The 22,392-nt window shown below is 59.4% G+C and carries 22 protein-coding genes; 8 read left to right on the top strand and 14 right to left on the bottom strand.

Features of this window, described 5'->3' with window-relative positions; translation table 11 throughout:
• Positions 1 to 52: 52 nt before the first annotated feature.
• From lysS to xerD, 5 genes are all read right to left on the bottom strand, one after another.
• Complete coding sequence (gene lysS / locus ENGE1_RS14425; RefSeq protein WP_043082130.1) at positions 53 to 1,570, bottom strand: lysine--tRNA ligase; 1,518 nt, start codon at positions 1,568 to 1,570, stop codon at positions 53 to 55.
• Between the two features lie 9 nt (positions 1,571 to 1,579).
• Positions 1,580 to 2,678, bottom strand: a protein-coding gene (gene prfB, locus ENGE1_RS14420; protein ID WP_098938900.1) for a peptide chain release factor 2 whose coding sequence is annotated in 2 segments (ribosomal slippage) — positions 1,580 to 2,602 and positions 2,604 to 2,678 — 1,098 coding nt in all. Because the reading frame shifts where the segments join, the coding sequence is not laid out codon by codon here.
• 86 nt (positions 2,679 to 2,764) lie between these two features.
• On the bottom strand, positions 2,765 to 4,498 hold the full coding sequence (gene recJ, locus ENGE1_RS14415; RefSeq protein ID WP_043082128.1) for a single-stranded-DNA-specific exonuclease RecJ: 1,734 nt from the start codon (positions 4,496 to 4,498) through the stop codon (positions 2,765 to 2,767).
• Positions 4,499 to 4,503: 5 nt separating this feature from the next.
• Positions 4,504 to 5,217, bottom strand: coding sequence for a bifunctional protein-disulfide isomerase/oxidoreductase DsbC (gene dsbC / locus ENGE1_RS14410; protein WP_048254078.1), 714 nt, complete (start codon positions 5,215 to 5,217; stop codon positions 4,504 to 4,506).
• Between the two features lie 22 nt (positions 5,218 to 5,239).
• Positions 5,240 to 6,136 carry a site-specific tyrosine recombinase XerD gene (gene xerD / locus ENGE1_RS14405; protein WP_045289036.1) on the bottom strand — a complete coding sequence of 299 codons (897 nt, stop codon included), beginning with the start codon at positions 6,134 to 6,136 and terminating at the stop codon, positions 5,240 to 5,242.
• A 98-nt stretch (positions 6,137 to 6,234) separates the two neighbouring features.
• Here xerD and fldB point away from each other — a divergent pair, with 98 nt between their 5' ends.
• Entirely contained in the window at positions 6,235 to 6,756 is a 522-nt protein-coding gene (gene fldB / locus ENGE1_RS14400) for a flavodoxin FldB (RefSeq protein WP_045289085.1), read from the top strand.
• Between the two features lie 9 nt (positions 6,757 to 6,765).
• Here fldB and ENGE1_RS14395 read toward each other — a convergent pair whose 3' ends face one another.
• Together ENGE1_RS14395 and sdhE are read right to left on the bottom strand one after the other, a co-directional pair.
• The gene (locus ENGE1_RS14395; RefSeq protein ID WP_043082125.1) at positions 6,766 to 7,173 is read right to left on the bottom strand and encodes a protein YgfX; all 408 of its coding nucleotides are present in this window, start codon (positions 7,171 to 7,173) and stop codon (positions 6,766 to 6,768) included.
• Positions 7,154 to 7,420 (bottom strand): FAD assembly factor SdhE, encoded by a 267-nt coding sequence (gene sdhE / locus ENGE1_RS14390; RefSeq protein WP_043082124.1) that lies wholly within the window; start codon positions 7,418 to 7,420, stop codon positions 7,154 to 7,156. The genes ENGE1_RS14395 and sdhE overlap by 20 nt, the downstream gene beginning before the upstream one ends.
• 247 nt (positions 7,421 to 7,667) lie before the next feature.
• Here sdhE and ygfZ point away from each other — a divergent pair, with 247 nt between their 5' ends.
• The 5 genes from ygfZ (at position 7,668) to ENGE1_RS14365 (ending at position 11,853) form a co-directional block, all read left to right on the top strand.
• A complete protein-coding gene (gene ygfZ / locus ENGE1_RS14385; protein WP_048254077.1) occupies positions 7,668 to 8,651 on the top strand; it encodes a tRNA-modifying protein YgfZ in 984 nt (327 codons plus the stop codon).
• A 51-nt stretch (positions 8,652 to 8,702) separates the two neighbouring features.
• Positions 8,703 to 9,545 carry an AraC family transcriptional regulator gene (locus ENGE1_RS14380; RefSeq protein WP_086499160.1) on the top strand — a complete coding sequence of 281 codons (843 nt, stop codon included), beginning with the start codon at positions 8,703 to 8,705 and terminating at the stop codon, positions 9,543 to 9,545.
• Between the two features lie 88 nt (positions 9,546 to 9,633).
• Positions 9,634 to 10,365 carry an AzlC family ABC transporter permease gene (locus ENGE1_RS14375; RefSeq protein ID WP_043082122.1) on the top strand — a complete coding sequence of 244 codons (732 nt, stop codon included), beginning with the start codon at positions 9,634 to 9,636 and terminating at the stop codon, positions 10,363 to 10,365.
• Position 10,366: 1 nt separating this feature from the next.
• Positions 10,367 to 10,678, top strand: coding sequence for an AzlD domain-containing protein (locus tag ENGE1_RS14370; RefSeq protein ID WP_048254075.1), 312 nt, complete (start codon positions 10,367 to 10,369; stop codon positions 10,676 to 10,678).
• Positions 10,679 to 10,698: 20 nt separating this feature from the next.
• Positions 10,699 to 11,853: a fatty acid desaturase gene (locus ENGE1_RS14365; RefSeq protein ID WP_197737250.1), complete on the top strand. Its 1,155-nt coding sequence runs from the start codon at positions 10,699 to 10,701 to the stop codon at positions 11,851 to 11,853.
• A 141-nt stretch (positions 11,854 to 11,994) separates the two neighbouring features.
• Here ENGE1_RS14365 and trhA read toward each other — a convergent pair whose 3' ends face one another.
• Both trhA and yqfB read right to left on the bottom strand, forming a co-directional pair.
• Positions 11,995 to 12,654 (bottom strand): PAQR family membrane homeostasis protein TrhA, encoded by a 660-nt coding sequence (trhA, locus tag ENGE1_RS14360; protein WP_045289030.1) that lies wholly within the window; start codon positions 12,652 to 12,654, stop codon positions 11,995 to 11,997.
• Positions 12,655 to 12,806: 152 nt separating this feature from the next.
• Positions 12,807 to 13,118, bottom strand: a complete 312-nt coding sequence (gene yqfB, locus ENGE1_RS14355) for a N(4)-acetylcytidine aminohydrolase (RefSeq protein ID WP_048254074.1) — start codon at positions 13,116 to 13,118, stop codon at positions 12,807 to 12,809.
• 48 nt (positions 13,119 to 13,166) lie between these two features.
• On the opposite strand from yqfB, the gene ENGE1_RS14350 reads away from it, so the two are divergent.
• Both ENGE1_RS14350 and ENGE1_RS14345 read left to right on the top strand, forming a co-directional pair.
• Positions 13,167 to 13,898, top strand: coding sequence for a MurR/RpiR family transcriptional regulator (locus ENGE1_RS14350; protein ID WP_218016957.1), 732 nt, complete (start codon positions 13,167 to 13,169; stop codon positions 13,896 to 13,898).
• Positions 13,899 to 14,016: 118 nt separating this feature from the next.
• Positions 14,017 to 15,450 (top strand): 6-phospho-beta-glucosidase, encoded by a 1,434-nt coding sequence (locus ENGE1_RS14345; RefSeq protein ID WP_048254073.1) that lies wholly within the window; start codon positions 14,017 to 14,019, stop codon positions 15,448 to 15,450.
• Positions 15,451 to 15,508: 58 nt separating this feature from the next.
• Here ENGE1_RS14345 and ENGE1_RS14340 read toward each other — a convergent pair whose 3' ends face one another.
• The 5 genes from ENGE1_RS14340 to ubiI form a co-directional block, all read right to left on the bottom strand.
• Complete coding sequence (locus ENGE1_RS14340) at positions 15,509 to 16,252, bottom strand: SDR family oxidoreductase (protein ID WP_043082115.1); 744 nt, start codon at positions 16,250 to 16,252, stop codon at positions 15,509 to 15,511.
• A 55-nt stretch (positions 16,253 to 16,307) separates the two neighbouring features.
• A complete protein-coding gene (gene gcvP / locus ENGE1_RS14335) occupies positions 16,308 to 19,181 on the bottom strand; it encodes an aminomethyl-transferring glycine dehydrogenase (protein ID WP_048254072.1) in 2,874 nt (957 codons plus the stop codon).
• Positions 19,182 to 19,276: 95 nt separating this feature from the next.
• Positions 19,277 to 19,666: a glycine cleavage system protein GcvH gene (gene gcvH / locus ENGE1_RS14330; RefSeq protein WP_043082113.1), complete on the bottom strand. Its 390-nt coding sequence runs from the start codon at positions 19,664 to 19,666 to the stop codon at positions 19,277 to 19,279.
• Between the two features lie 24 nt (positions 19,667 to 19,690).
• Entirely contained in the window at positions 19,691 to 20,785 is a 1,095-nt protein-coding gene (gene gcvT / locus ENGE1_RS14325; protein WP_048254071.1) for a glycine cleavage system aminomethyltransferase GcvT, read from the bottom strand.
• 395 nt (positions 20,786 to 21,180) lie between these two features.
• A complete protein-coding gene (ubiI, locus tag ENGE1_RS14320; protein ID WP_048254070.1) occupies positions 21,181 to 22,383 on the bottom strand; it encodes an FAD-dependent 2-octaprenylphenol hydroxylase in 1,203 nt (400 codons plus the stop codon).
• Positions 22,384 to 22,392: the final 9 nt, after the last annotated feature.

The raw sequence follows: 22,392 nt of genomic DNA, 5'->3' as shown, positions 1-22,392 counted from the left end.
TAAAAAAGCCCCCTCGCGCCGCGGCGCGAGGGGGCTTTTTACGCACTGAGCCTTATTTTACCGGGCGCAGCGCCGGGAACAGGATCACGTCGCGGATGGTGTGGCTGTTGGTGAACAGCATCATCATGCGGTCGATACCGATACCCAGGCCGGCGGTCGGCGGCAGGCCGTGCTCCAGCGCGGTCACGTAGTCTTCGTCGTAGAACATCGCTTCGTCGTCACCGGCATCTTTGGCGTTAACCTGATCCTGGAAACGTTCAGCCTGGTCTTCGGCGTCGTTCAGCTCGCTGAAGCCGTTACCGATTTCGCGGCCGCCGATGAAGAATTCAAAGCGGTCGGTGATTTCCGGGTTAACGTCGTTGCGGCGCGCCAGCGGAGAGACTTCAGCCGGATATTCGGTGATGAAGGTCGGCTGGATCAGGTGAGCTTCGGCGGTCTCATCGAAGATTTCGGTGATGATACGGCCCAGGCCCCAGCTCTTCTCGACTTTGATGCCCAGAGATTCGGCCAGGGCTTTCGCGCTGTCGAAGTTCTCCAGATCGTCCAGGTTGGTTTCCGGACGGTATTTTTTGATCGCTTCGCGCATGGTCAGCTTGTCGAACGGCTTGCCAAAGTCGAAGGTGTTGTCGCCGTAAGGGACTTTGGTGGTGCCCAGTACGTTCTGCGCCAGGGTGCGGAACAGCGACTCGGTCAGTTCGATCAGGTCTTTGTAGTCCGCGTACGCCATGTAGAGTTCCATCATGGTGAACTCAGGGTTGTGGCGAACGGAGATACCTTCGTTGCGGAAGTTGCGGTTGATTTCGAACACGCGCTCAAAGCCGCCAACCACCAGGCGCTTCAGGTACAGTTCCGGCGCGATGCGCAGGTACATGTCCATGTCGAGAGCGTTGTGGTGGGTGATGAACGGACGCGCGGAGGCACCGCCCGGGATGACCTGCATCATCGGGGTTTCCACTTCCATAAAGCCGCGCTCAACCATGAACTGGCGGATACCGGCCAGGATGCGGGAGCGGGTCTGGAAGGTTTTACGGGAGTTTTCGTTCGCGATCAGGTCCAGGTAACGCTGACGGTAGCGCGCTTCCTGATCCTGCAGACCGTGGAATTTGTCCGGCAGCGGGCGCAGGGCCTTGGTCAGCAGACGCAGTTCGGTACAGTGAATGGACAGCTCGCCGGTTTTGGTTTTGAACAGCTTACCGCGCGCCGCCAGAATATCGCCGAGGTCCCATTTCTTGAACTTCTCGTTGTACACGTCATCGGCCAGATCGTCACGGGCAACGTACAGCTGGATCTGACCCCCCATGTCCTGCAGGGTCACGAAGGAGGCCTTGCCCATGATGCGACGGGTCATCATACGGCCAGCAACGGCCACTTCAACGTTCAGAGCTTCGAGCTCTTCGTTCTCTTTGCTGTCGAATTCAGCATGCAGCTGATCTGAAGTATGGTCACGACGGAAATCGTTCGGGAAAGCCACGCCCTGCTCACGCAGCGCCGCCAGCTTCTCGCGACGGGATTTCAGTTCGTTATTTAGATCAACTACTACGTCATCACCTTGCGATTGTTGTTCAGACATGTTGGTTCCTCATAATCCTGCTTTCAAACTTGCTTCTATAAATTGATCCAGGCTGCCGTCAAGCACGGCCTGGGTATTGCGGGTTTCCACCCCGGTACGCAGATCTTTAATGCGGGAGTCATCCAGGACATAGGAGCGGATCTGACTTCCCCAGCCGATATCGGACTTATTGTCCTCCATCGCCTGCTTTTCAGCATTTTTCTTCTGCATCTCCAGTTCATAAAGCTTAGCTTTCATCTGCTTCATAGCCTGGTCTTTATTCTTGTGCTGCGAGCGGTCATTCTGACACTGCGTCACGAGCCCGGTCGGGAGGTGGGTAATACGGACCGCGGATTCGGTACGGTTAACGTGCTGGCCGCCGGCGCCGGAGGCGCGGTAGACGTCAATACGCAGATCCGCAGGATTGATTTCGATATCAATATCGTCTTCCACTTCCGGATAGACAAACGCAGAACTAAAGGAAGTGTGGCGACGGCCGCCGGAATCGAACGGGCTCTTGCGCACCAGGCGATGGACGCCGGTTTCGGTACGCAGCCAGCCATAGGCGTAGTCGCCGACGATTTTAATGGTGACGGATTTAATGCCCGCCACTTCGCCTTCAGACTCTTCAATAATCTCAGTCTTGAAGCCGCGCGCTTCGGCCCAGCGCAGATACATACGCATCAGCATGCTGGCCCAGTCCTGGGCTTCAGTACCGCCGGAGCCCGCCTGGATATCCAGATAGCAGTCGGCGTTATCGTACTCGCCGGAGAACATGCGGCGGAATTCGAGCTGCGCCAGCTTGGCGTCCAGCCCGTCCAGCTCGGCGACGGCTTCATTGAAGGTCTCTTCGTCGTCGGCTTCAACGGCCAGCTCCAGCAGACCGGAAACGTCTTCCAGGCCCTGGGACATCTGATCGAGGGTTTCAACGATAGCTTCAAGGGAGGAGCGCTCTTTACCCAGCGCCTGAGCCCGCTCGGGCTCGTTCCAGACATCCGGCTGTTCCAGCTCGGCGTTTACTTCTTCGAGGCGCTCTTTCTTGGCATCGTAGTCAAAGATACCCCCTAAGAACGTCAGAGCGCTCAGTGAGGTCCTGAATGCGGTTTTTTACCGGATTGATTTCAAACATGGTCGATTATCTTCTGCGCTTGTCAAAATGCGGTGTAAGAGCCCGATATTACCGGATCCGGGCCTTTTTTTGTAGGAAATACTGCGTTAAGTTGGCCACAGCGCGTCAATGATAATTTGCAGGCTGCGGTTGCCGCGAAATTCGTTGATATCCAGGCGGTAGGCGAGGGTAACTTCGCGTACGCTGCTGTCCGGCCAGAGGGCGGTATCGACGTTGAAGGCGATGCCGTCGAGCAGCGGTCCGCCGCCAATCGGCTCCACCATCACCTTCAGATGACGCTCGCCCACCAGCCGCTGCTGCAGCAGGCGAAAGCGACCGTCGAAGAGCGGCTCCGGGAACATCTGCCCCCAGGGCCCGGCGTCGCGCAGCATCTGGGCTACGTCCATGGTCATCTCCTGCCCGGAGAGCGGCCCGTCGGAGAGCACCTCACCCTGCAGCAGCGCCGGATCCAGCCATTCGGTCACCAGTTCGCCGAAGCGGCGCTGAAACTCATCGAATTTCGCCTCCTCCAGCGACAGGCCCGCCGCCATCGCGTGGCCGCCAAACTTGATCATCAGCCCCGGATAGAGGGTGTCCAGCCGCTCCAGGGCGTCGCGCATGTGCAGCCCCTGAATCGAGCGCCCCGAGCCTTTCAGCGTGCCGTCGCCCGCCGGGGCGAAGGCGATGACCGGCCGGTGAAAGCGCTCCTTGATGCGCGAGGCGAGAATACCGACTACGCCCTGGTGCCACTCGGGGTGGTACATCGCCAGGCCGCCCGGCAGCGCCTCGGCGCTGCGCTCGAGCTTATCGCAGAGCGTGAGCGCTTCCGCCTGCATCCCCTGCTCTATCTCTTTGCGGGTCTGGTTAAGGGCATCAAGGTCGCTCGCCAGCTGGCGGGCTTCGCCGATGTTGTCGCACAGCAGCAGCGCCACGCCGACGGACATATCGTCCAGCCGACCTGCGGCATTGAGGCGCGGACCGAGGGCAAAGCCAAGATCGCTTGCCGCCAGCTTCTGCGCCTCGCGGTTAGAGACCTCCAGCAGCGCCTTGATGCCGGGACGGCATTTGCCGGCGCGGATGCGGCTCAGCCCCTGCCAGGTGAGAATACGGTTGTTGGCATCCAGCGGCACCACGTCAGCGACGGTGCCCAGTGCCACCAGATCCAGCAGCTCGGCGAGGTTCGGCGGCGTGATGCCCTGCGCTTCAAACCAGCCCTTGTCGCGCAGGAAGGTGCGCAGGGCCAGCATCAGGTAGAAAGCGACGCCAACCCCCGCCAGCGACTTCGACGGAAAGCCGCAGTCGCGCAGGTTAGGATTGACGATGGCGTCGGCATCGGGCAGTTCGTCGCCGGGCAGGTGGTGGTCGGTCACCAGCACCGGAATGCCGAGCGCGCGGGCGCGCTCAACGCCTGCAATCGAAGAGATGCCGTTATCGACGGTAAGGATCATCTGCGCGCCGCGGGCGTGGGCCTGATCGACCACCTCCGGGCTCAGGCCGTAGCCGTCTTCAAAGCGGTTGGGCACCAGGTAGTCGACGTTGCCGCCGCCGAGCTGGCGCAGGGCCAGCACGCTCAGCGCGGTGCTGGTAGCGCCATCGGCGTCAAAATCGCCGACCACGATAATGCGCAGCCCTTCGCGAAAGGCGTCGTAAAGCCGTTCAGCGGCCTTTTCGACGCCGGACAGCTGCTGCCAGGGCAGCATCCCCTTGACGCTGCGCTCCAGCTCCTCGGCCTTTGTTACGCCGCGGCTGGCATACAGCCTGCGCAGCAGCGGCGGGAGGGTTTCCGGCAGCGCGATGGAATCATCCACTTCCCTGCGGCGAAGTTGTATCTGCTGTTTCACGCCGATTATTTACCGCTGGTCTGTTTCTGGTGCTGATCGAGGAAGGCTTTCATTTCGCGCGGGCCCTGGTAGCCGGGCACCACGTAGCCGTCGTTGAGGACGATGGCCGGCGTACCGGTGACGCCAAACTGCACGCCGAGGGCGTAGTGGCTGGCAATGTCGATATCGCAGCTGGCGGCCTTCACGCCTTTGCCAGCCATCGCATCGTCAAATGCCTTGTTGCGGTCTTTGGCGCACCAGATGGACTTCATATCCTGCTCGGCCTGGCTCTGCACGCCCTGGCGCGGGAAGGCCAGGTAGCGCACGGTGATCCCCAGCGCGTTATAGTCGCTCATCTCTTCATGCAGCTTGTGGCAGTAGCCGCAGGTGATGTCGGTAAATACGGTGATGACGTGCTTTTCCTGCGGCGCCTTATAGACGATCATCTCTTTATCGAGCGCGTTGAACTTGCCCATCAGCAGCGTGTTGGTGACGTTAACCGGCTGAGCGCCGCTGACGTCGTACATCGGCCCCTGAATCACGTGCTTGCCGTCTTCGGTAACGTACAGCACGCCGCCGCTGGTCAGTACGGTTTTCATGCCGGCAACCGGCGAAGGCTGAATATCGGTGCTCTGCACGCCGAGTTTCGCCAGCGACTGGCGCACCGCCGCGTCATCGGCGTGGGCGGTGGCGGACAGCGCTGCCGCCAGCAGGGAAAACATCAGTAAACCTTTTTTCATAATGCGTCCTTTGTATTCAGCCTCACGCCCTGGGGTGGTGCTGTTGATGAAGTTGCCGCAGCCGCTCCGTGGCGACGTGCGTGTAAATCTGGGTGGTGGAGAGGTCGCTGTGCCCCAGCAGCATCTGCACCACGCGCAGGTCCGCGCCGTGGTTGAGCAGGTGCGTGGCAAATGCGTGGCGCAGCACGTGCGGGGAGAGCTTTTCGCTGTCGATACCCGCCAGCGTTGCGTAGTGCTTAATGCGGTGCCAGAAGGTTTGCCGCGTCATCTGCTGCGCGCGCTGGCTGGGGAACAGCACGTCGATGGCGACGCCGTTCAGCAGCCACGGCCGACCGTGCTCAAGATAGTTCTCCAGCCAGTAAACGGCCTCTTCGCCCAGCGGCACCAGCCGCTCTTTGTTACCTTTACCGATAACCCGCACCACGCCCTGGCGCAGACTGATATCGCTCATGGTCAGCCCCACCAGTTCGCTTACGCGCAGGCCGGTGGCGTACAGCACCTCAAGCATGGCCTTGTCGCGCAGTTCAAGCGGTGTATCCACCAGCGGCGCCTGCAGCAGCCTGTCCACCTGCCCTTCGCTTAAATCCTTCGGCAGCCGCTGCGGAAGCTTAGGCGAAGCCAGCGGCGCGCAGGGATCGTCGGGGCGAATTTTTTCCCGGTACAGGTACTGAAACAGACGGCGCATGGCGCTGAGCAACCGGGCGGTGCTGGTCGCTTTATAGCCGCCCTCAACCCGCTCGGCAAGCAGCTGCTGCAGGTCGCCGCTTTGGGCGCTGGCGAGCGTCAGCTGACGGCGGTCGAGCCACTCCACCAGCATCGTCAGATCGCGGCGGTAGGCGCTGAGGGTATTTTCAGCGAGGTTTTTCTCCAGCCACAGCGCATCGAGAAACTGTTCGATTTGTACGAGATCCTGTTCCACATCGGCCTCTTACGGATGCAATCGGGCCATTATGCCTTAATGCAGCCCCTTTCTGATACACTAGCGCAAAGTCAAAGCCTGTACTGAGAGTTATGGTAATGAAAATTGGTCTGTTTTACGGTTCCAGCACCTGCTATACCGAGATGGCCGGGGAAAAAATCCGCGACATTATCGGCCCGGAGCTGGTCACGCTGCACAATCTGAAAGACGACTCCCCGGCGCTGATGGAGCAGTACGACGTGCTGATCCTCGGCATTCCCACCTGGGATTTTGGCGAGATTCAGGAGGACTGGGAAGCGGTCTGGGGGCAGCTGGACGCGCTCAATCTCGACGGCAAAATCGTCGCCCTGTACGGCATGGGCGATCAGATTGGCTACGGGGAGTGGTTCCTGGACGCCCTCGGCATGCTGCACGATAAGCTGGCAAGCAAAGCAGTGAAATTTATTGGCTACTGGCCGACAGAGGGCTATGAGTTCACCAGCCCGAAGCCGGTGATTGCCGACGGCCAGCTGTTTGTCGGCCTGGCGCTGGATGAAACCAATCAGTACGACCTGAGCGACGAGCGCCTGCAGACCTGGTGCGAGCAGATCCTCGGCGAGATGGCCGAACACTTTTCCTGACAGCCGCGATTACTGCGCCGACGGCTGCTGAAGCATGCGGCGCAGATCCCGCCACTCTCCCGCGTCCATGCTGTCAGCCGCGATCCACAGATGGCTCTTTTTGCGATTATCCAGCCGCCTCAGCCGCAGCATCATGCCGCTTTCAAGCATCCACGGCGTTCCCAGAATGTCCCACGTCTGATCCTGCCAGCGCAGGCGGGCATCGGTGAGCAGCTTGATTTCACCGTGGCTGGCGTTAATACGCCGCTGGCTACGCACGCAGTCGAACACCACCAGCGACAGCAGCAGCAGCCACAGCGGCGTATAGCTCAGCGGCCAGGGCATCAGCAACACCAGCGCGGCGACTACGCCGTGAAGCAGCAAAGAGATCCACTGCGCGCGCCAGGAGACGCGAAGATCAGATTGCCACAGGACCACGTTCCCGATTCCGTGTCTGAATAAGTTGCACCATCCGTTGCAGCCCGGCATCCGCCGGCTTACCGTGATTCATCAGCCAGTTGAAAAGATCGGGGTCGTCACACTCCAGCAGGCGGATAAATAGCCGCTTGTCGTCATCACTCAGGGAGTCATATTCATACTCAAAAAACGGCATGATGGAGATATCCAGTTCACGCATTCCGCGTCGGCACGCCCAGTGGATTCGAGACTTATTATTGATGTCCATGTTGTCCTTCCTGAATAGAGTTACAGAGTAGTTTAACGCGTTTTGTGACCATTCTTTACAGCAATATTGCTTATTACGCGTCGGCTTCAGCGAAAAACCGCTTTATAACTGTGGTTTACCTTATTTTTCACCCGCGCGCACCAGAGCAGAATAATGGCACAAATGGACGTCGGAAAGCCCTTGCAATGCACAGCGGCTCTTTTACCATTGCTTATTAACATTGCGTTAAGCTATTCAGGACATGACTATGGCTTTTACACCGTTTTCTGCACGTCAGCCCTCCTCTTCTGCGCGCCTGCCGCTGACTTTAATGACGCTTGAGGCCTGGGCGCTCGGCACCATTACCGGCGCCGATAGCGAAAAGTATCTTCAGGGCCAGGTTACCGCCGACGTTGCGCAGCTGACGCCGGAACAACACCTGTCCGTCGCGCACTGCGACGCCAAAGGTAAAATGTGGAGCAACCTGCGCCTGTTTCAGGACAACGGTGGCTACGCGTGGATCGAGCGCCGCAGCGTGCGCGACAGCCAGCTTAGCGAGCTGAAGAAATACGCCGTGTTCTCGAAGGTCACCATCGCATCTGACGATAGCCGCGTCCTGCTGGGCCTGGCCGGGCCGGGCGCCCGCGACGCCTTAACCGCGCTGTTTGCCGCCCTGCCCGACGCCCAGGCGCCGGTCACCCGCGACGATGACAGCACGCTGCTGTGGTTTGAACATCCGGCGGAGCGCTTCCTGCTGGTCGTCAGCGACGCCACGGCGCAGCGCGTCACCGAAGCCCTGAGCGGCGCTGCCGCGCTGAATAACAGCCAGCAGTGGCTGGCGCTGGACATTGAGGCCGGTATCCCGGTGATTGACGCGGCCAACAGCGCCCAGTTCCTCCCGCAGGCTACCAATATCCAGGCGCTGGGCGGCATCAGCTTTAAAAAAGGCTGCTATACCGGCCAGGAGATGGTCGCCCGGGCCAAGTTCCGCGGCGCCAACAGGCGCGCGCTCTGGACGCTGGCAGGCTCCGCCGACCGCGCGCCGGAGGCTGGCGAAGATATTGAGCTGAAGCTCGGCGACAACTGGCGCCGTACCGGCACCGTGCTGGCGGCCGTAAAGCTCGACGATGGCGCCGTTCTGGTTCAGGTGGTGATGAACAATGATATGGAACCCGACAGCGAATTTCGCGTACGCGAGGATGCAGGCGCCCTGCACATTCAGCCGCTGCCTTATTCGCTGACGGAAGGCTGATAAATATCGTCACTCCCCTACGGAGCTGACGGCAATTTTGTACAAAGCCCAATGCGCGCGGGAGAGACTGTGACGAGATCGCCGAAAGAACATGCTGAATATCACCGCCTTGACGCGCTGGGCGGCGTGGATATGCTGCAGGCGCGCTACTACAGGCAGCGCTTTGCCCGCCACGTTCACGACACCTTCTGCATCGGCGTTATCGACCAGGGCGCCCAGCGCTTCTACCGCTCCGGCGCGGAGCACGTCGCGCCGCGCGGCGATATCATCATCGTCAACGCCGACGACGTGCACACCGGCAGCTCGGCGCTGGAGCACGGCTGGGCCTACCGCGCTATCTATCCGCATCCGGATCTGCTGAATACCATCCTGCGCGAGCTTCCCGAAGGGAAAGGCTTTGTCCCCTGGTTCCCGGATGCGGTCATTCACGATCCCGGCCTGTCAGAGCAGCTGCTGCTTACTTTCAGCATGCTGGCAAAAGAGGGCAACAACCTGCTGAAGGAGACGCTGCTGCTCTCCTCTCTGACCCTGCTCAGCGTACGCTACAGCAGAACCCGCAGGCCACCCCAGCGGCTTCCGGCAGCCACGGAGCGGATCCTGAGAGTGAAAGATTTTATCGAAAGCTGTCCGGAAGCCGACCATACGCTCACCCGGCTGGCGGAGCTGGCCGGCCTCAGCCACTGGCATTTTCTGCGCCAGTTTAAGGCGGTGACCGGACTGACGCCCCACGCTTACCTGGTGCAGGCCAGGCTGCGCAAGGCCAAGGAGTTACTGCGCCAGGGCTTTACTATTCTCGATACCTCAATGATCTGCGGCTTTACCGATCAGAGCCATTTTCACCGGCATTTTAAAAATAGTCTTGGACTTACCCCCGGTGAATTCATTAAAGGCTAAGTGGTTAAACCAGCAATAATATTCAATACACTTCTCTTGTTGTCCGTTAGCGTTGACGATATATCGTATCGAGTCGTTGGCGTTAGTTATGAGAAAAGTCATCTATCAAACCAGTTCCGTTAATGAGCCGCAGTTGCTTTCCCGGGCACCTTTTTTCCGCGGAGTGCTAGAGATGCTCCCTCTATGTATTTCGGTGATCCCGTGGGGAATACTTGCAGGTTCCATGGCGATTCAGGCAGGACTTTCCTTCTGGCAAAGTATTGGTATGTCGGCAATTATCTTTGCCGGTGCGGCTCAACTTGTGACGCTGGGACTGACGATGGCAGGCGCAAGTTTGTTTACCATTGTTGTGTCGGTGTTTTTCATCACCTCCCAGCATTTTATCTATGGCCTGACGCTACGAGAATTTGTCTCTTGCCTTAAAATAAAACTCCGCCTGCCGATTGGTTTTTTACTGACCGATGAGCTATTTGCGCTTAGCGAAGCAAAAAAAGAGCGTAGTGAACTGAGTCCCGCATATTTAATTGGGGCCGGATTAACATTTTATTTATCGTGGAACTTTTTTAGCCTACTCGGGATCCTGATGGCATCGGCTGTTCCCGATCTCGGTAAATACCATCTGGATTACTCGATTGTTGCGACGTTCATTACCATTGTGGTTCCTATGGTTAAAAAGATAAGCACGCTGGTAGGCGTTGTCGTTTCACTCATACTTTCGATGGTACTGAGTTACTACCATTTCGACAGTGCCATTGTTCTGGCCGGCCTCTGCGGGATGTTTACGGCAGTTCTCGTTTCCGGACTACTCAAGGAGCACTGAAATGAGCTGGTTCTTAATCATTGCGTTAGCGCTAATTGTTTTCTTTAATCGCTATATTTTTCTTGAGCCGACGGTACCGCTAAAACTGCCGGTGATAATCAATAAAGCACTTAAATATTCAGCTCCTTGTTTATTAACCGCTATCTGTGGCCCTATTATTCTGATGGATCATGGTGCTATCAGGGACTTTCCCTTAAATCCCTATTTCCTGGCAGCGGTGGTAAGCGTGGTGATTGCTTTCTCAATCAAAAATATAGTGACGGCGGTTCTGCTTAGTCTGGCTGCCTTTTACGTCATTAACCATTTTATTTAACGACTGTTTCCGGAGTTATTATGGGTCTGATAAAGGGATATCATCAGTCAACAGCGATAAGAAAATCATACCAGATATTGCCCTTTCAGGGGGTATGGAGCTGGCTCACGGGTAAAGAGCTGCCGGATCGCAAGCCGCTCTGGCAGAGCACTTCCACGGAGCTGACGGCATGGTCACTGATATGGACCGCTGCTGGCATTTTTTTTACAAGTTTAGCCGTCTACTCTTCGTGGCCGCTGCTTGCCCGTCTGCTCTGTTATTTGCTGGGCGCGCTCTTTTCAACCTCAGGCGCGCGCTACATTGTGGCTACGATTATTCACCACGGCGTCCACGGCCACCTCTACAAGTCGCAAAGCGTTAACAGAATGCTGTGTGAAATCCTTTCAACGCTACTTATTGTGCAGCCATACGACTCTTACCGCCAGTTTCACGTTTATGAACACCACGGTCGCGAATTCTCTACGCTCGAAGACAAGGATCTTGCCGCTATTTATCAACTTGGTTTCAGGCCAGGCACACCTAAGCGCGACCTGTATACCCGCTTAGTCGGCACATTATTAAGCCCGAAATTCCATCTGTTTTTTTTCTGGGGTCGTCTGAAAGCCAATACGGTAGGCGTCCCGGCCTACAGACTTGCCATGTCGCTGGTCTGGTGGCTGGTGCTTGCAGTGCTGATGTCCCAGTTGGGGATCGCGGCATCAGTAGCCATCCTGCTGCTGCCATTCGTCATTTTTTATCAGATGGCATCCCTGCTCCACCTTCTGACAGAGCATATCTGGCTGGTGCGCAAAGAGGGAGAGTCGGTGCGAGACAGTCATATTAATAACTGCCTGGCCCGTTTTTGCGGCGAGATGTGCCCGGAAAGTTTCGCTTTGCGTAACTCCGCGCGCTGGGGAAAGTGGCTTCTTATGCATCTCTTTGTCCATCTACCAACCCGGATGCTTATCGTGCAAGGCTCTCTGGTTTGCCATGACTGGCACCACCGCTACGGCAATGTGCGCCAGTGGTACGACTACGCTCAATTGCGTGAAAAACACGCCTATAAGCTCTACAGCGAGGATAGCTATGACTACTTCGACATATGGGGTATACACAACGCGCTGGACTACGTTTTTAAGGCGCTAAGCGAGAGCGATGAGATCGAAATGACGCAGCTGGAATACAGACTTAACTAATGAGGAACATGCAGTAACGCATTAACGCGGGGCGCCCTAAGGCGACTGGCGTTTACCGATGGTGTTGTTAATGGTCATTGACCACCCGATCGCCGGTAGTGTACGGAAGGCGATCGGGTTTTTTTTAGCTTTAATTCAGCGTCAGGCCTGGCCCACGTACAGATAGATAGCCAGGAAGTGGCAGATGCTGCCGCCCAGCACAAAGCCGTGCCAGATAGCGTGGTTGTACGGTATTCGCTTGCAGACGTAGAAAATGACGCCCAGCGAATAGACTACGCCGCCCGCCGCCAGCAGGGTGACGCCGCCGATGGAGAGCTTCACCGCCAGCTGATAAACTACGATCAGCGACAGCCAGCCCATCAGCAGGTAGGTAACCACCGACAACACCTTAAAGCGGTGCGCGATAGTGAGCTTAAACAGGATCCCCAGCAGCGCCAGGCTCCAGATAACGATCATCAGCCCCCGCGCCAGCCCGGAGTTGAGCCCCACCAGCAGAAAGGGCGTATAGGTGCCGGCGATCAGCAGGTAGATAGCGCAGTGGTCGAATTTCTTCAGCCACAGCTTGGCCCGCTGGTGGGGAACGGCGTGATAGAGGGTTGAGGCGAGAAACAGCAGGATCATGCTGCCGCCGTAGAGACTGTAGCTGGCAATCGCCGTAGCGCTGGCATTAGCATCAACGGCCTGAACCAGCAAAAGAACCAGCCCCACGATACCGAACACCAGGCCGATACCGTGGCTGATGCTGTTGGCGATCTCTTCCGTCAGGGAATACCCCTGCGTGATTAATGGTTTGCTAACCATACTGGACTCCGGGTGAACAAAAAATGTCTGATGCTCCCCTAGCCTAACTGAGAATGATTCCAGTGAACACATGTTCGCCGAAATAAAAACGTGAATATTTATAAACCCATAAAAATCAGCAGGATAATCAACGTATTTTACCGGACAGCTGTTCAGATAAGTCGGAAGGCAATCACATAAAACTGCTGCTGGCCCGGATAGATTTCGCCAATGACCGATTTGAGCTGCGGCAAGGTCATATTCTCCTGGCGGGCGTGCTCGTCGCTAAGGGAATCGAGGGTCACTTCCGAGGTTGCCGTGACTTCGACGGTGCAGAAATAGCCATCGTCCTCGAAGCGCCCTACCCGCAGCACGTCGCCGGTTTTGAAGTGCGATTCACCGGCGTCGCGAATAGTGATGGTTTTGCGCCCGGCGAGGATGTCTTCCTGAAAGCGCTGAAAAAAAGTGATGTCATTGTGGGCCATGATATGATTCTTTCCTGTTTTACTTAAATGAGTTGCCGCCCCGTGAGCCTGTTTTCCCACGCCGCCATCGCCAGCCTCAATAACCTGGAGATGATGGTCTACCAGTATGTCATTAAAAACCGCGACAAAGTCATGTATATGACCATTCGTGAACTGGCGGATGCGGCGGGCGTCTCCACCACCACGGTGCTGCGATTCTGCCGTAAACTGCAGTGCGATGGCTACTCAGAGTTTCGCGTGCGCTTTAAGCTCTATCTTGAACAGAGCGATATTCCACAGCCGCTCTCCGGCGCCAGCGACATGCTCAGCTTCTTCAGAAGCGTCAACAACGAGGAGTTTGAGCAGCAGCTGGATGAGATGGTAGAGGTCATTCTCGCTTCCGAGCGCATTATCTTCGTCGGCGCAGGCACCTCCGGCGCGCTGGCGAAATACGGCGCGCGCTTCTTCTCTAACGTCGGTAAATTCAGCAACCACATCGACGATCCCTACTTCCCGGTAACCAACGACATGGCGAAAAACGCCCTCGCCATCGTGCTGTCTGTTTCCGGCGAAACGGAGGAGATCCTGCGCTTTGCCGGCCAGTTCAGCCTGCACCGCTGCAAGGTGCTGTCGATAACCTGCCACGAACAGTCGCGGCTGGCGAAGCTTGCCGACTACAATCTCTCCTGGCACATGACGCCGATGCGCATAGGCGGCGTGTATGACATCACGACGCAAATCCCGGTGGTCTATATTCTTGAAAGCCTGGGGCGCAAGCTGGCAAAGAAACTATCAGCATAAAACACCATGTTTTACGGATGTAACAAATCACAAAATAGCGATTTTGTTATATCGTGACATTTAATTCCGCGTTTGCCAGACTCACCGCTAACGGGCATTTTCGAAGGAATTAAACACCATGAACAAACTCACCTTACCAAAAGACTTTCTGTGGGGCGGCGCGGTAGCGGCGCACCAGGTCGAGGGCGGCTGGAACCAGGGCGGCAAAGGGCCCAGCATCTGCGACGTACTGACCGGCGGCGCCCACGGCGTGCCGCGCGAAATCACCCAAAGCGTGGAGGCGGGCAAATACTACCCCAACCACGAGGCGGTGGATTTTTACGGCCGCTATAAAGAGGACATCAGGCTGTTCGCCGAGATGGGCTTTAAGTGTTTTCGCACCTCCATTGCCTGGACCCGCATCTTCCCGCTGGGCGACGAGGCCGAGCCGAACGAAGCGGGCCTGCAGTTCTACGACGACATGTTCGATGAATTGCGCAAATACAACATCGAGCCGGTGATCACCCTCTCGCACTTCGAGATGCCGCTACACCTGGTGCAGGCTTACGGCGGCTGGACCAGCCGTAAAGTGGTCGATTTCTTCGTACGCTTCGCTGAGGTGGTCTTCAGGCGCTATCAGCACAAGGTCAAATACTGGATGACCTTCAACGAGATCAACAACCAGCGCAACTGGCGGGCGCCGCTGTTCGGCTACTGCTGCTCCGGCGTGGTCTACACCGAACACGAAAATCCGGAAGAGACCATGTACCAGGTGCTGCACCACCAGTTCGTCGCCAGCGCCATGGCGGTGAGGGCGGCGCGGGACATCAACCCGGAGATGCAGGTTGGCTGTATGCTGGCGATGGTGCCGCTCTATCCCTACTCCTGTAAGCCGGAAGATGTGATGTTTGCCCAGGCGTCGATGCGTGAGCGCTACGTCTTTACCGACGTGCAGCTACGCGGCTACTACCCCTCCTACGTGCTCAACGAGTGGCAGCGCCGGGGCTTTAACATCCGTATGGAAGAGGGCGACGAGGCGATTCTGCGCGACGGCACCTGCGCTTATCTCGGCTTCAGCTACTATATGACCAACGCCGTGAAGGCCGAAGGCGGCAGCGGCGACGCGATTTCCGGTTTTGAAGGCAGCGTGCCGAACCCGCACGTCAGGGCCTCAGACTGGGGCTGGCAGATCGATCCGGTGGGCCTGCGCTACGCCCTGTGCGAGCTGTACGAGCGCTACCAGAAGCCGCTGTTTATCGTCGAAAACGGCTTCGGCGCCTACGATAAAGTGGAAGAGGACGGCAGCATCAACGACGACTACCGCATCGATTACCTGCGCGCCCACATCGAAGAGATGATCAACGCGGTCACCCTCGACGGCGTTGACCTGATGGGCTACACGCCCTGGGGCTGCATCGACTGCGTCTCCTTCACCACCGGCCAGTACAGCAAGCGCTACGGCTTTATCTACGTCAACAAGCACGATGACGGCACCGGCGATATGTCGCGCTCGCGCAAGAAGAGCTTCGGCTGGTACAAGGCGGTGATCGCCAGCAACGGCGAGCAGCTGTAACCGATGGCCTCTGCGCCGGGGGCGCAGAGGTAGCCCGCGTTGACGTCGTCGCCCGGCGCTATTTTCCTCCCGCCAGATCGATAAAGCTGCCGGTCACGTAAGAGGCGCTGTCGCTCAGCAGCCAGGCGATCGCCTCGGCCACCTCTTCCGGCTGACCGCCGCGCTGCATCGGCAGCGAGGCGGCTACGCGGTCCACGCGCCCCGGCTCGCCGCCGCTGGCGTGGATATCGGTATAAATCAGGCCGGGCCGCACGCCGTTGACGCGGATGCCCTCAGCGGCCACCTCCAGCGACAGGCCGATGGTCAGGCTGTCTACCGCACCTTTTGAGGCCGCATAGTCGACGTACTCGCCGGGCGATCCCAGGCGCGAGGCGGCGGAGGAGACGTTAACAATCGCCCCGCCCTGCCCGCCCCGGCGGTGGGACATGCGCTTTACCGCCTCGCGGCAGCAGAGAAAATAGCCGGTAACGTTGGTGCTCAGCACCTGATTGATGCGGGCGGCCGTCAGGTCTTCTACCCGGCTCTGCTGGAACAGGATGCCGGCGTTGTTAACCAGCGCCGCCAGCGGCTCGCCTTCCCGATCCAGGGCGCTGAACATCGCCATGACCTGCGCCTCGTCGCCAACGTCGGCCCGCAGCGCCAGCGCCTTCCCTCCCTGTGCCGCAATGGCGTTCACTACCGCAGTGGCCGCCACAATATTGTGACGATAGTTCACCGCTACCGTATAGCCCGCTTTCGCCAGCAGCAGGGCCGTCGCTTTGCCGATCCCCCGGCTGGCGCCGGTCACCAGGGCAATTGCCATATTCCCTCCAGAAAAAAGGGCGCCGCGGCGCCCTGATTTATCAGCATTGATACGCTTACTGGTACTCGCTCATCGGCACGCAGGCGCAGAACAGGTTGCGGTCGCCGTACACGTCGTCGAGGCGTTTAACCGTCGGCCAGTACTTATTCTCCGCGCCCGCCGGGAAGACCGCCTGCTCGCGGCTGTAGCCGTGGCTCCACTCCGCCGCCAGCTCCTGCTGGACGTGCGGGGCGTTGACCAGCGGGTTATCCGCCAGCGTCCACTCGCCCTGCTGCACGCGGTCAATCTCGGCGCGGATGGCCAGCATCGCGTCGATAAAGCGGTCCAGCTCGACTTTGCTTTCGGACTCGGTAGGCTCCACCATCAGCGTCCCCGCCACCGGGAACGACATGGTCGGGGCGTGGAAGCCGTAGTCGATCAGGCGCTTGGCGATATCCAGTTCGCTGATGCCGGTCTGCTCCTTCAGCGGGCGAATATCGAGGATGCACTCGTGGGCCACGCGGCCATCGCGACCGGTATAGAGCACCGGGAAGGCGTTCTTCAGACGGGTGGCGATGTAGTTAGCGTTGAGGATTGCCACCTGGCTTGCCTTCTTCAGCCCTTCGGCGCCCATCATGCGGATGTACATCCAGCTGATCGGCAGGATCGAGGCGCTGCCGAACGGGGCGGCGGAAACCGCGCCCTGGCGGGTAAGCACGCCCTCAATCTGCACCACGCTGTGGCCCGGCACAAACGGCGCAAGGTGCGCCTTGACGCCGATCGGGCCCATGCCCGGACCGCCGCCCCCGTGCGGAATGCAGAAGGTTTTATGCAGGTTGAGGTGCGAGACGTCGGCGCCGATATGGCCCGGTGAGGTAATGCCCACCTGGGCGTTCATGTTGGCACCGTCGAGATAGACCTGGCCGCCGAACTGGTGCACCACTTCACACACTTCGCGGATAGTCTCTTCGTAGACGCCGTGGGTGGATGGGTAGGTCACCATGATGCAGGAGAGGTTGGCGCCCGCCTGCCCGGCTTTGGCGCGCAGATCCGCCAGATCGATATTGCCGTTCTTGTCGCAGGCGACGACCACCACCTGCATACCCGCCATCTGCGCGGAGGCCGGGTTGGTGCCGTGGGCGGAGCTTGGGATCAGGCAGATATCGCGGTGGCCTTCATTGCGGCTTTCGTGATAGCGGCGGATCGCCAGCAGGCCCGCGTATTCGCCCTGGGCGCCGGAGTTCGGCTGCATGCACAGGGCATCGTAGCCGGTAAGCTTCACCAGCCACTCGGAGAGCTGGGCGATCATCTGCTGATAGCCTTCGGCCTGATCCGCCGGGCAGAATGGGTGCAGTTCGGCAAACTCAGGCCAGGTGATCGGGATCATTTCAGCGGCGGCGTTGAGCTTCATGGTGCAGGAGCCCAGCGGGATCATCGCCTGATTGAGCGCCAGATCTTTACGCTCCAGCGAGTGCATGTAGCGCATCATTTCGGTTTCGCTGTGGTAGCGGTTGAAGACCGGATGGGTGAGGATCTCGTCGCTGCGCAGCATCGCCGCCGGGATCGTGCGGCTGTCGCTCGCCACTTCTTGATCCAGCGCGTCGATCTCCAGCCCGCGGCCGTCGCCGAGCAGGACGGCAAACAGCGCCTGCACGTCTTCACGGGTGGTGGTTTCATCCAGCGTGATGCCGACGGCGTTATGGATATCGCTGCGCAGGTTGATCTGCGCGGCTTCGGCGCGGGCCAGCACCGCGGCTTTGTCCGCCACCTCGACGCACAGGGTGTCGAAGAAGTGGGCGTGGCGCAGTTTGAGACCTTTCTGCTGCAGGCCGGCGGCGAGGATGTCGGTCAGGCGGTGGATGCGCCTGGCAATGCGCTTCAGCCCGGCCGGGCCGTGATAAACCGCGTACAGGCTGGCGATGTTGGCCAGCAGCACCTGGGAGGTACAGATGTTAGAGTTCGCTTTCTCGCGGCGAATGTGCTGCTCGCGGGTCTGCATCGCCATGCGCAGGGCGGTGTTGCCCGCCGCGTCTTTCGACACGCCGATAATGCGGCCCGGCATGGAGCGCTTGAATTCATCTTTCGCGGCAAAGAAGGCGGCGTGCGGGCCGCCGTAGCCCATCGGTACGCCGAAGCGCTGGGCGGAGCCAAAGACGATGTCCGCGCCCTGCTTGCCCGGCGCGGTCAGCAGCACCAGCGCCATCAAATCGGCGGCGACGCTAACCACCACCTTGCGCTCCTTGAGCGAGGCAATCAGCGCGCTGTAGTCGTGCACTTCGCCGGTGGTGCCCACCTGCTGGAGCAGCACGCCGAACAGATCCTGATGGTCGAGGGCTTTCTCTGCCTCATCGACGAGCACCTCAAAGCCGAAGGTCTCCGCGCGGGTGCGCACCACGTCGAGGGTCTGGGGATGCACGTCGGCGGCCACGAAGAAGCGGTTGGCGCCTTTAATTTTGCTGACGCGCTTCGCCATCGCCATCGCCTCGGCGGCGGCGGTGGCTTCATCCAGCAGCGAGGCAGAGGCGATATCCAGCCCGGTCAGATCCAGCGTTACCTGCTGGAAGTTGAGCAGCGCTTCCAGACGACCCTGGGACACTTCCGGCTGATAGGGCGTATAGGCGGTATACCAGCCCGGATTCTCCAGCATGTTGCGCTGGATCACCGGCGGCAGCTGCACGGCGGCGTAACCCATGCCAATGTAAGACTTAAAGCGCTTGTTGCGCCCGGCGATGGCCTTCAGCTCCGCCAGGGCGGCGTTTTCCGTCGCCCCCTCGCCCACCTGCGGCGGGAGGGGAAGCTGGATGTCCTTTGGCACAATCTGGCCGGTCAGCGCGTTTAACGATTCGGCGCCAACGGCGTTCAGCATCTCCTGCTGTTGGGCGGCGTCCGGGCCAATGTGGCGTTCGATAAACGCGCCGCGATTTTCAAGCTGACTTAGCGTCTGTGTCATGAGCGAGGGTTCCTGAAGCGTGCAGTGATTGGTGTTGCGGGGGAGGTTTGCCCCTCACCCCGGCCCTCTCCCCTGGGGGGAGAGGGGGAACAAATTTATTCGTCTTCGAGCAGCGATGCGTAGGCTGCGGCGTCCAGCAGGGCAGCAAGCTGGGACTCGTCGCTGGCCTTAATGCGGAAGATCCAGCCTTCGCCGTACGGCGCATTGTTTACCAGCTCAGGTGAGTCGCCGAGCGCGTCGTTAACCGCCACGATTTCACCGCCGATTGGCGCATAAATGTCGGAAGCCGCTTTCACCGATTCGGCAACCGCGCAGTCGTCGCCCGCCTCAACGGTCTTACCCACGTCCGGCAGGTCAACAAACACCATGTCGCCCAGCAGCTCCTGCGCGTGCTCGGTAATGCCAACGGTGTATGTGCCGTCGGCCTCTTTGCGCAGCCACTCGTGTTCTTTGCTGTATTTCAGTTCTGCAGGTACATTGCTCATCAAATTTTCTCCGTAAACAGTGACTTACGCCACGGCCTTGCCGTTGCGTACAAAAACAGGTTTGGTGACCTTCACCGGCATCTCGCGGTTGCGGATCTGCACGACGGCCGTTTCGCCGATGCCCGCAGGCACGCGGGCGAGAGCAATGCTGTGGCCAAGCGTCGGCGAGAAGGTGCCGCTGGTAATAATGCCTTCCTGCTGATTGCCGTCGGCGTCGGTAAAGCGCACCGGCAGTTCGCCGCGCAGTACGCCCTTCTCGGTCATGACCAGGCCCACCAGCTGGTCGGTGCCCTTCTCGCGCTGACTCTCCAGCGCCTCGCGGCCGATAAAGTCGCGGTCCGCCGGCTCCCAGGCGATGGTCCAGCCCATATTGGCCGCCAGCGGCGAGACGCCTTCGTCCATCTCCTGGCCGTACAGGTTCATGCCCGCCTCCAGGCGCAGGGTGTCGCGGGCGCCGAGGCCGCAGGGCTTCACGCCCGCTTCCACCAGCGCGCGCCAGAAGTCGGCCGCTTTCTCTTTCGGCAGGGCAATTTCATAGCCCGCTTCGCCGGTGTAACCGGTGGTAGCGATAAACAGGTCGCCCGCCTGCACGCCGAAGAACGGCTTCATGCCGGCGACGGCCGCGCGTTGCTCATCAGTGAACAGCGCCGCGGCTTTCGCCTGCGCATTCGGCCCCTGGACGGCGATCAGCGCCAGGTCGTCGCGCACGGTAATCTCCACGGCGAAGGGGGCGGCGTGTTCGGTTATCCATGCGAGGTCTTTTTCACGGGTGGCGGAGTTGACCACCAGGCGGAAGGTCTCTTCCGTAAAGAAGTAGACGATCAGATCGTCAATCACGCCGCCGGAGGCGTTAAGCATACCGCTGTAGAGCGCCTTGCCGGGTTTCGTCAGTTTGCCTACGTCGTTGGCCAGCAGGTAGCGCAGGAATTCGCGGGTGCGGGAACCGCGCAGGTCGACAATGGTCATGTGCGAGACGTCAAACATGCCGGCGTCGGTGCGCACCGCGTGGTGCTCGTCAATCTGCGATCCGTAGTGCAGCGGCATCATCCAGCCGTGGAAATCGACCATGCGGGCGCCGCACAGGGTGTGTTGTTCATACAGGGGCGTATGTTGAGCCATCTTTTCCTCGTCGAGTAAGGGGCTACTGGCATTTTGCGGGCTATCATCAGGCCGCAAAGTCCGGCCACGCAAACGTTATCCTTCGCCTGACGTTACCACCGAAGCAGGCGGGAGACCATAAGCCAGTGCAACGTATCACATTAGCTTATGACCCCAGGTCGGCAAAAACTCTACAGCACGATCGCCTGCCTTACTGCGATTAATGCCACATAAAATTAACATCCCTGGCAATTCTTCAGCGCAGGATGAGATTTCGTGCGGAAAAAAGGGCGTAACTTTCGCGGCCTGTTTTCGTCAGGATTAGTTTATCTAATGCGAAAAAGCAGGTGAAATTAGAATATTTCAAATGAGGGGTTATTCCCGGCGCGGGAGGCCGGGAGAGGAAAAGGAAGGGGTTAGCGCAGCCAGTCAGGAAGGTCGTTGAGGCCCATCGCCTGGCGGATCAGCTGCGGCTTAACGCCCGGCAGGGTATCGGCAAGCTTGAGGCCGAGATCGCGCAGCAGCTTTTTCGCCGGATTGCTGCCGGCAAACAGCTCGCGGAAGCCCTGCATCCCCGCCAGCATCAGCGCGGCGCTGTGCTTGCGGCTGCGCTCGTAGCGCCTAAGGTAAAAGTGCTGGCCGAAATCCTTACCCTGCCCGTGCAGGCGGCGAACTTCATCGATAAGCACGGCGGCGTCCATAAAACCGAGATTCACGCCCTGCCCGGCCAGCGGATGGATAGTGTGGGCGGCATCGCCCACCAGCGCCAGACGGTGGGCGGCGAACTGGCGGGCGTAGCGGCCGGTGAGCGGGAAGACCAGACGCTCGCTCTCCACCTGGCATAGCCCCAGCCGGTTATCAAATGCCAGGTTCAGCGCCTGGTTGAAGCTGGCTTCGTCAGCCTGCTGCATCCTCTGCGCCTCTTCCTGGCTCAGGGACCAGACGATAGAGCAGAGGTGCGGATCGCTGAGCGGCAGGAAGGCCAGAATGCCGTCGCCGTGAAATGCCTGCCGCGCCACCGCGCCGTGCGGCTCGGCGGTGCGGATGGTCGCCACCAGCGCGTGGTGGCGGTAGTCCCAGGAAGTGAGCGGAATATCGGCTTTTTCGCGCAGCCAGGAGCGGGCGCCGTCGGCGCCCACCACCAGCTTCGCGGTCAGCATGTTGCCATCTTTCAGGGTCAGGAAAACTTCATTTTCGCCCCAGGCCACCTGCTGCACTTCGGCAGGCGCCATCAGCGTCACCTCCTGCAGCTGCTGCGCTTTTTGCCACAGCGCGCGGTGGATAACCCCATTCTCGATGATATGCCCGAGATGGCTATAGCCGAGGCTGGCGTCGTCGAAGGCGATGCGCCCGAAGCTGTCGCGATCCCACACCTCCATGCCGTGATAGCGGCTGGCGCGCAGGGCGAGGATAGCCTCCCAGACGCCGAGCTTTGCCAGCAGCTTCTCGCTGGCGGCATTAATCGCCGACACCCGAAGCTCGGGCGCGGCATCCGCGGCGACCGGAGCAGGCCCGGCCTGCTCAATCACCGCCACGCGCAGCCCGCTGCCCTGCAGGCCGCAGGCAACGGCCAGTCCTACCATTCCACCGCCAACGATAGCGACATCAACACTCTGCACTCTGCTACT

The sequence above is a fragment of the Pluralibacter gergoviae ATCC 33028 = NBRC 105706 genome (assembly GCF_001598855.1).
Lineage (GTDB): Bacteria > Pseudomonadota > Gammaproteobacteria > Enterobacterales > Enterobacteriaceae > Pluralibacter > Pluralibacter gergoviae.
This window is presented reverse-complemented; position numbering and strand designations above follow the sequence as displayed.